The 10,353-nt window shown below is 38.4% G+C and carries 3 protein-coding genes; all 3 read left to right on the forward strand.

The window, feature by feature from the left end:
• A partial coding sequence (locus tag ACIEHO_RS15260; protein ID WP_406973294.1) for a MopE-related protein occupies positions 1 to 1,908 on the forward strand: 1,908 nt, incomplete at its 5' end.
• A 323-nt stretch (positions 1,909 to 2,231) separates the two neighbouring features.
• Positions 2,232 to 8,294, forward strand: coding sequence for a choice-of-anchor D domain-containing protein (locus ACIEHO_RS15265; RefSeq protein WP_406973296.1), 6,063 nt, complete (start codon positions 2,232 to 2,234; stop codon positions 8,292 to 8,294).
• A 698-nt stretch (positions 8,295 to 8,992) separates the two neighbouring features.
• Positions 8,993 to 10,353 (forward strand): HYR-like domain-containing protein (locus ACIEHO_RS15270; protein ID WP_406973298.1); only part of this gene is annotated, 1,361 nt, incomplete at its 3' end.

Genomic DNA, 10,353 nt, shown 5'->3' on the forward strand with positions numbered 1-10,353 from the left:
GACAACAATACCGATTGTGACGATGCCAATGCAGCGATCAACTCGCCGATTACCTATTATGTAGATGCGGACGGTGATGGCTTTGGTTCAACCTCTACGGCCAATCTGTGTGCTACATCAGCTCCTGCCGGGTACAGTGACAACGATACCGATTGTGACGATGCCAATGCAGCGATCAACTCGCCGATTACCTATTATGTTGATGCGGATGGTGATGGCTTTGGGTCTACCGCAACGGCAGATCTTTGTGCTACATCGGCTCCTGCCGGGTACAGTGACAACGATACCGATTGTGATGATACCAATGCAGCAATCAACTCGCCGATTACCTATTATGTTGATGCGGATGGTGACGGCTTTGGTTCAACCACAACGGCCAATCTGTGTGCTACATCAGCGCCTGCCGGGTACAGTGACAACAATACCGATTGTGACGATGCCAATGCAGCGATCAACTCGCCGATTACCTATTATGTAGATGCGGACGGTGACGGCTTTGGGTCTACCACTACGGCCGATCTCTGTGAAACATCAGCGCCTGCCGGGTACAGTGACAACGATACCGATTGTGACGATGCCAATGCAGCGATCAACTCGCCGATTACCTATTATATAGATGCGGATGGTGATGGCTTTGGTTCAACCACTACGGCCGATCTTTGTGAAACATCGGCTCCTGCAGGATATGCAGATAACAATACCGATTGTGACGATACCAATGCGGCGATCAACTCGCCAATTACCTATTACGTTGATGCGGACGGTGATGGCTTTGGTTCAACCGCAACGGCCGATCTTTGTGCTACATCAGCTCCTGCCGGATACAGTACAAACAATGCCGATTGTAACGATACCAATGCAGCGATCAACAGTCCGATAACCTATTACGTTGATGCCGACGGTGATGGCTTTGGGTCTACCACTACGGCCGATCTTTGTGCTACATCAGCGCCTGCCGGGTACAGTGACAACGATACCGATTGTGATGATACAAATTCAGCGATCAACTCGCCAATTACCTATTACGTCGATGCCGACGGTGATGGCTTTGGTTCAACCGCAACGGCAGATCTTTGTGCTACATCAGCGCCTGCCGGGTACAGTACAAACAATACCGATTGTGATGATACAAATTCAGCGATCAACTCGCCGATTACCTATTATGTAGATGCGGACGGTGATGGCTTTGGTTCAACCACTACGGCCGATCTCTGTGAAACATCGGCACCTGCCGGGTACAGTACAAACAATACCGATTGTGACGATGCCAATGCAGCGATCAACTCGCCGATAACCTATTACGTTGATGCCGACGGTGATGGCTTTGGTTCAACCACTACGGCCGATCTTTGTGCTACATCAGCTCCTGCCGGGTACAGTGACAACAATACCGATTGTGACGATGCCAATGCAGCGATCAACTCGCCAATTACCTATTATGTAGATGCGGATGGTGATGGCTTTGGGTCAACCTCTACGGCCGATCTTTGTGCTACATCAGCGCCTGCCGGGTACAGTGACAACAATACCGATTGTGATGATACCGATGGAAACATCAATCCGGGTGAAGACGAGATTTCCGGAAATGGACTTGATGATGACTGTAATCCTTCAACACCAGACGGTGCTTTAGAAGTAGATGGGTTTAATTTAAGTAACATTTCAGTTACACCTAATCCTTTTAATGATAATATTGACATTAAACTACCATTGACCTTCAACAATACTGTTTTTGATATAAAAATATTTGATATGAATGGGAGATTAATACTAAATCAGAAGCGTACTAGTATAAATGGCTATATCAGCATTATTGGGCTAAACAACCTAGAACAGGCACCATATATAATGAAAATTATTAGTGGTAAAACCGGTGCCAAAACAATCAAAAGAATAGTTAAGTATTAACATATAATAAAGTATAAAAAAAAGGTGAATATAAAAAACTCACCTTTTTTTTATACAATAATTTCAAACATGCCTTAATATAAAAAGCCATACACTCTAAAAACATAAAACCTTATCATACTCATAATTCATATTTTTAATCAATATGAATATTCTCACTTATGAAAGTTTTTTTCTTTTTTATTGAATTTATCAAACCTCTGATAATAAGCAAATTACAAAATAAATAATGTATTTCATCGATTTTTTTTGCATTTCATGGATACATCACCGATATTTGACACCAAATAATTAGTCCCAAACTAAAATTAACTTATTTAATTATGAAAAATTATACTCTCGTAATTTTTGCTTTAATACTATTTAATTGTCCCAATATATTTGGACAAGGTACGTTAGAAGTTATTGGTAATTCTGTTACAATCAATAATGGAGATACAACTCCCTCCCTAGCAGACGATACAGATTTTGGTTCTGTTTTAGTAGGTTCAAATCAAGCAAATAGTTTTCAACTAGATAACATAGTAAATGGTAATTCAACAAAATACCTAAACGATGTTACTGTAACTATTTCAGGTTCTACCGATTTTACGCCTACGACCTCAACTAATTACGGGTCAATTGCTGGTAATAATAGTGGAGTTTTTCATACTATTACTTTTACACCAAGCTCAATAGGACCAAAAACTGCCACTGTAACAGTAACCTTTACAAATGGGACCAATTCTCCCTATACATTTACCATCCAAGGTACAGGTTACCAAAATTATCCTGAAATTGACGTACTTGGAAATGGAAGTTCTATAGCTGGAGATGCATCAAACACCCCAGACACAGGCGATGACACTGATTTTGGTGATGTTTACGTGGGAATAGGAAGTGCACAAACCTATACTATAGATAACTCTGCGGGTGCAGCTACTTTAAATGTTACCAGCATCGTATTATCAGATGCTACAAACTATACGGTATCTGGAATTACATTACCTGCTACGGTAAGTGCCGGTGCAAGCACAACTTTTGTGGTTACCATTAATGCGGGAAGTACAGGAACAAAAAACTCCACAGTTACCATTAATAATGATGATTCTGATGAAGGCACTTATGTTTTCAACATAACTGCCAATGCCTTAACACCAGCTCCGGAAATTGATGTTAGAGGACTTGGGAATTCAATTGATGGAGATGGCTTAAATACCCCTTTAATATCAGACGATACTAATTTTGGATCTACAGGTGTTTCGGTAGGTAGTGTGACGCATACCTTTACCATTCATAATACAGGACCAGCTAATTTAACCCTAGATGATCCTTCACCTTATATTACTATTGGCGGTACACATGCCGCTGATTTTACTTTAGATATTACAGGGATATCACAAACCATATCCGGATATAGTAGTACAACTTTTGATATTACTTTTGACCCTTCGGCTTTAGGAACTAGAACAGCAACAGTATCTATTGCGAATAATGATACTACCGGAAGTGAAGATCCGTATGTATTTAATATTCAAGGTACGGGTGCTAATTCCACATTTACAGAGGTATCAGTATATGTAAATTGGCCTAGTGGTTCACAACAAAACCGAGTTGAAATTTACTCGCCATCAGACGAGCTTTTACTTACTATAGATAATGGTTATTCAGGTAATGGTAATGCCAGTTATAGTACCACGGTAGATTTAAGTTGTGTAGAAGATTTAAGCAATTACTATTACATTATGTATGACACCAATGACAATGGTTGGGCTGGTTCTGATAATATTAGAATTTATCCTACTGGGGGAGGTGCCGATTTTGTGAACACTGATGATGGGGACAATGCCTCATCAGCAGGTTACACAGGTTACTTTAACGTTTCCGGAGCTACTTGTGGTGCCGAAATTGATGTTAAAGGAAATTTGCAATCCATCATTGGTGATGGCAGTAATACACCTTCTATATTTGACCACACTTATTTTGGAGATGTACAAATTGTCTCTGAAACTGCTACAAGAACATTTTATTTACAAAATATTGGAGGATCAGATTTAAATGTATCCTCTATAGCTTTAACGGGCTCAGCAAATTTCACGCTTCAAAGTGCGCCAACTACGCCACTAGTTTTAGGTGTATTTGGATCTGAAGCCATTCAAATTTCATATAGCACCTTAACAGAGGTTCTGGAAACTGCTACTTTAACAATACTATCAACAGGAGATTCTGGTGAAGAAACTTACACTATAAATCTTTCTGCCAATGGTAAAAGAATATTTTTTGATAGTGACAATGATGGGGTTTATGATGATGCAGATGAGGATGATGATAACGATGGTATAACCGATTCGACTGAAGAAAACAATTGTCGATTAGCTGGTTTTGCCTCGACAACAGATTATAAGTTCTTGAATGAAACCTTTGGAACTGGAACCACAAGAAGTACCGCCATTAGTACACTATATAGTGCAACAACCAATTATTGTATAGAAGACGGAGACAGTGGAACCAGTTCACCTTGTGACTCAAGTTTTGATGCAACAAGTCTTCAAGATGGAGAATACACGGTAGCTAGCTTTATAACTACAGGTGTAAATGGCGAAACAGTAGGACCTACAGGAGATGCTATTGCACCATGGGCTTGGTATGCTTGGGGCACTATTGAAGACCACACCCCTGGAGATACCGATGGTAGAATGGCTATTTTTAATGCCAGTTACGCTCCGGGTGTATTTTACGAAACCGAAATTAAAGGAACATTATCTAATGTGCCTGTAACCTATAGTTTTTGGGTAGTAAATATCGATAATGATGATTCTCGCTTTATCGCTCAAGAAGGCCCTGGAAGTGTTCCTCGTATTCAACCAAACGTAACGGTAAACTTTTATACTTCAGATAGAAGTACCTTATTAGCCACTTTCGATACTGGTGATATTACCAGATGTTCTGGAGCCATTAACGACCCTAATGATCCAGCGTACGACCCTTCTGATCCAGCATTCAATACATGTGTTACCTCAGAATGGAAGCAGTTTACGCAACAATTAACGACATCAGAAACGTCTTTCGTTGTACAATTTGTGAACAATGCACCAGGTGGTGGTGGAAACGATTTAGCAATAGATGATATCGTTATTTCACAAACACTTTGTGATTTAGATAGCGATAGTATCGCAGACGTATTCGATTTAGACTCAGATAACGATGGTATTCCAGATGTTGTAGAAGCAGGCTTTGCTAGTGTGAGTGAAGGTGAAGCTAATTTAACAACTGTAGCCGCTTGGACAGATGCAGGAGGAAATGGTATGTACGATCCTTCAGAAGGTGTTTCACCTTTAGATAGCGATGGTGATGGTGTTCCAAACTATATTGATTTAGATAGTGATAACGATGGTATTTTTGATGTTGATGAACTTGGTGTTATCAACACTAATGACACCTTGTTTCAAAATGGTGATGGCGACATCAATGGTGACGGTGTTGGAGATGGCGTTGAAACCGAAACATTCAGATTAAAGGATTCAGATGGTGATGGTATCAACGAAGGCTATGGAGACGGTATCCTTGATATTTACGATTTTCACGAAAATAATACATCCTATGGCGATTCTTATGGAAATAATAGTCAAGGAACAGGACCACTGTATGCTTTAGACACAGATAGCGATGGAATTCCAGATTATTTGGACACAATGTCTGATGGCTCTACTTGGGACATTGATGGCACATTATACGCCAGTCTCGATGCTGATAACGATGGTGATGTTGATGGCTCAACAGATTCAGAACGTGATGGCATACTAGACACTTTTGATACAGATAGCTCCATTTTTGGATCACCTAGAGATTTAGACAGAAAATTACATTTATTCTTTGATGGTCGTAATGATTATGGAGAAGACACCAATGTGATACCTGCTGGTGATGCTACCATTATGGCATTTATAAGATCTAATGGTGCCAATACCCTTAATGAAGATAGAATGGTTGCAGGTCAAGACGATTTTTATTTAAGAATTAATGATGCCGACAATACAGTAAGTGTAGTGGTTGAAGGTACAACCCTCACCTCTACATCCGCAATTACAGACGGAATCTGGACACATATTGCAGCAACCACAGAATCTGGTAGCACAAAACTATATATTAATGGAGTTGAAGAAGCTAGTGATAACTCGGGAGGCATTACAGATGCATCCAATTTAATGATTGGAAAATCATCAGCGGGAAATCAACACTATCATGGTTATATGGATGAACTGCGTGTATTTGATAAAGCACTTACGGCTGATGAGCTTAGAAAAATGATCTATCAAGAATTAAAATACACCGTTGGCAATGCTATGGGGGAAGTCATTCCAACAGACATAACTGATTATAACTCCGTTACAGATGTAACTACACCGTTATCTTCTTCATCATTGCAAAGATATTTTAGAATGGATGCCTATAAAGATGATATTCTTGATGACTATGCTACCGCTAGCATAGATGTTGGCAGTGGTGCTAAAATATACAATACAAAAATTATAGATGTTCAATCTGCCCCACTTCCGTTTGTTACACAGCAAAGTGGTGATTTACCAACCGCATTAAATATTGCTACTGATGGTGTAAATGGAAATGATGCCGTTACATACGATTGGTCCATTGTGAAAATTTCACACGATGCGGTTACTTACAATGCAAATCAAAAACACGTTGGTTTAATTGTAGATGCTTTGGATGGAAGTTCAAATCCAATTGAATTTAGCATACAAAACGATACAGAGCTTAATGTAAGTTGGTATTTAAAATTAGATGGTTTAATTGATTTAGAAGACGAATCGCAGCTAGTACAAGGACCTGACAGTTCGTTAGATCCATCTAGTATCGGACAATTAGAACGAGACCAACAAGGTGTTTCTAATACTTATGTTTATAACTACTGGTGTTCTCCTGTTGCTCCAACAAGCAATTCAAATTACACAGTGCCTGATGTAATTAGCAATGTGGGATTCTTGGCTTCAGGGTACAACGGTACCACCTCTCCAGTACAAAATGCAGATTATTGGATCTGGAAATACAACAATAGACCATCTAACACCTATTCTGAATGGCAACATGTTAGAAGCACAGGTTCGTTGTCTATTGGCGAAGGGTTTACCATGAAAGGCCCTGGAACGGCAACACCAGACCAAAACTATATTTTTATTGGACAACCAAACAATGGTGATTTTAACCTCACCATAAATTCAGGAAATGAGTATTTAGTGGGAAACCCCTACCCCTCAGCGCTTGATGCGGATGAGTTCATAAAAGACAACATCAGTAATCTAGAAACCGATGGACGAAACCCTTCAGGTAACGTAATTAACGGTGCTCTATATTTTTGGGACCATTTCGCGATAAACAGCCATAACCTAAGCGAATACCAAGGAGGCTATGCTACCTACACGCTAATGGGCGGTATTAAAGCAATTTCCACTGACACCAGAATTAATGCTACTGGAGTATCAGGAACAAAAATACCTGAAAGATACATCCCTGTAGGCCAAGGTTTCTTTGTCTCAGGTGTTTTAGATGCAAGTTTGGTTGGATTATCTCAGCCTGTTGTGGGAGGAAATTTATTATTTAAAAATAGCCAGAGAACTTTTCAAACAGAAACTGTTTCAGGATCAAATACGGGATCTATATTCCTAAAATCTACAGAGAAAAGCAGTTCTAAAACAACTCAAAAAGAAGTAGATACCAGACCGAAAATAAGACTCATGTTTGATTCTTCCGGAGGATATCACCGTCAATTACTTGTTGGTGCAGATCAAAACACGTCAAAAGAATTTGACTTGGGTTATGATGCCATTTTAATTGAAACCAATAAAGAAGACATGTATTGGAAAATGGATGATACCAAGCTCGTTATACAGGCCGTTGATAATTTTTCCGAGGAACAAGTACTGCCCATTGGTGTTAAAGTTCAAAAGGAAGGAATGAGTTCCATTGGAATAGATTTCTTGGAAAACTTTGATAACACCAAGAACATTTATTTGCATGATAAGGAATTAGGTTCATTCTTTAACCTAATGGATGGTAGTTACAATGTCTATCTTACCCCTGGCGATTATACAAATCGTTTTGAAATTACATTTGCAAATACTTTATTAGGAATAACCGATGGCAATACTTCATCTAACGTGCAAGTATTATATTCAAATGAGAAAGGAAGCATTATTATTAACAACCCTGCCCTTAAGGGTATAAAAAACATAAAATTATATAATGTTCTTGGTAAACTTATTTTTAAGGCAAACAACATTGACAGTCAGGACCATCTTGAATTTAAGACCAATAAAATTAGTAGTGGATCTTATATTATTAAATTAGTAACTCATGATGGCACAATCTCTAAAAAAGTATTAATTCAATAAAAACCAACCAAGTTTAAATTTTAAAAAGAGGTGCCCTAAAAATTACGTTTTAGGGCACCTCTTTAATTAAACTTATAAAAAACTTGTCGACCTATTTTAAAACGAATCAGAATCACCAATCTAAACTTTAAACCTCTACTTGGCATGTGCTATCAATTCATTAAGTAAAAATTTAAATTGTTCAACAGAGGGCATTTTTTTTAAAGCAAATTTATTTGCTTTAAAAAAAATAGTTAGTCAAATGGTTTTAGCTAGTTTCTAAATCTACCATCTAATTTTAACGTTTGTAAATGAGTCCTAAACTGATTTTTTTAACTTTTTTTACAAGAAAAAATGCATTTTAACTGATTTTTTTAACTTTTTGTCGATATTATTATTTTTTTATACTATATTCGTAGTTGTATAAAGTCAATAATAAGCTAACTAAATTTAAATGATTATTATTTTTTTCATATTTAACTGCTTTTCAAAACATTACACAAATTAATCCAGATGAAAAACATTAGTCATTATGAATAAAGAAAATATCGACGTTTCAACGAATTTATTTGCTATCTATAGACTGTGATAATATTTTTACACCCTCATTAAAATTGGTTAATAGCACTTTAAACCAAATTATAAACAATCACTAGAGAAATTTAATTTCTATTTGTGGTTTATATTTTGTTGTGCAACGCCCTAAATATTAACAATTTATGAAGAAGAACTACATCTACAAAAGCGCTTGCGCTTTATTTATTCTGTTATTAAGCGGTAGCTTGTATGCAAGAAGTTTAAGTACCGTACCTACACCTACTTCACCTATACACCATTTACAATATAAGCTGGTTTCGTTTTTTTCTGGTTTGCTTTCCAATGATGCATCTATTAAGGAGAGCGCTATTAAGGAATCAAATGCTTTTGCTTTGGCCGCCCCTTTGGCAGCAGGAGATTATCGATCTGTTGGTAGTGGAGATTGGAATGACCCATTTATATGGGAAGCAGATTATGGAGCTGGTTGGGTTTCTGCTGTGGACTACCCAGGTCTATCTCCAGGAACCAATGAAGTAACCATTCAAGCAACGCATACCATAAACTTGGCTACTAACCTAGCTTCTTCTATGGGAGATTTAGTGGTTGACGGTACTTTAAATATTACAAATAACATAACAACTCCACCTATAAATAGTGTTACTGTTACTGGGACTTTGGATTTAGACACAAATAGCAGTCCTTGGGAAGTTACGTTAAATACAACATCTATAGATATAAATGGTGCTTCTACATTTTTGGAATTTTCAAATGCACAAGCCAGTTTACTATTACCTGCCGGAGCGTCTGTAACGTTCCAAAACGGAGGTGACATTGCTGGGTCATGCACTCCTAATAACGAAATTATCATTGACGGTGTTCAATATGCCGCCTGTAGAAACCCATCTGCTGGTTCTTATACTTTCGGGCAAGTTTTAGCGGCTGGTGGAACAATAAACGCTCAAATTACAACACCTGCTACTTCTCCAATCTCATCTGAAGTTTGTTCTACAATAAATTTTGAAGGAGGTTATTCAGGTACAGGAACAAATGTAACTGCAGATTGGGTCCTAAGATTTCCTGATGGAACACTTTCTACACTTGTCGATGACTTTGCTTTAGCCAGTCAGGCAGCGACCACTAGTTCATCTTTTACACCAACCGTTACAGGTGAATATGTACTTACTCTTGAGGTTACTGATGGTTCAGTTACAAATGCAGCTAATGTTGTTTTTGATATTACAGCTGATGTTACAGATCCAATATTTTCAGCTCCCCCTGCAGACGTTACTGTCTCATGCATTAGCAATGTTCCCGCTATGACTAATCTTGGATGGACGGATAATTGCGATGGTTCTGGGACTGTTGTTGGAAGTGATTCATCTTTTAGTGGCTGCGAGGACATTATTACTAGAACTTGGAGTTATACTGATATTGCTGGGAACCCTGCAAGTGCTGCTCAGTTGATAACCATTGATTACGCTGGCGCTTTAACACCTCCTGCTTTAGGAACTAGCACTGTCGCTTGTCCTGCTGACGCAACAGA

Origin of the sequence: Flavisericum labens, assembly GCF_045446075.1 — a bacterium.
GTDB classification, from domain to species: domain Bacteria; phylum Bacteroidota; class Bacteroidia; order Flavobacteriales; family Flavobacteriaceae; genus Flavisericum; species Flavisericum labens.

Bases quoted from the DNA above. Each gene is read 5' to 3' on its own strand.
- ACIEHO_RS15265 (WP_406973296.1), top strand. From the start codon at position 2,232: ATGAAAAATTATACTCTCGTAATTTTTGCTTTAATACTATTTAATTGT.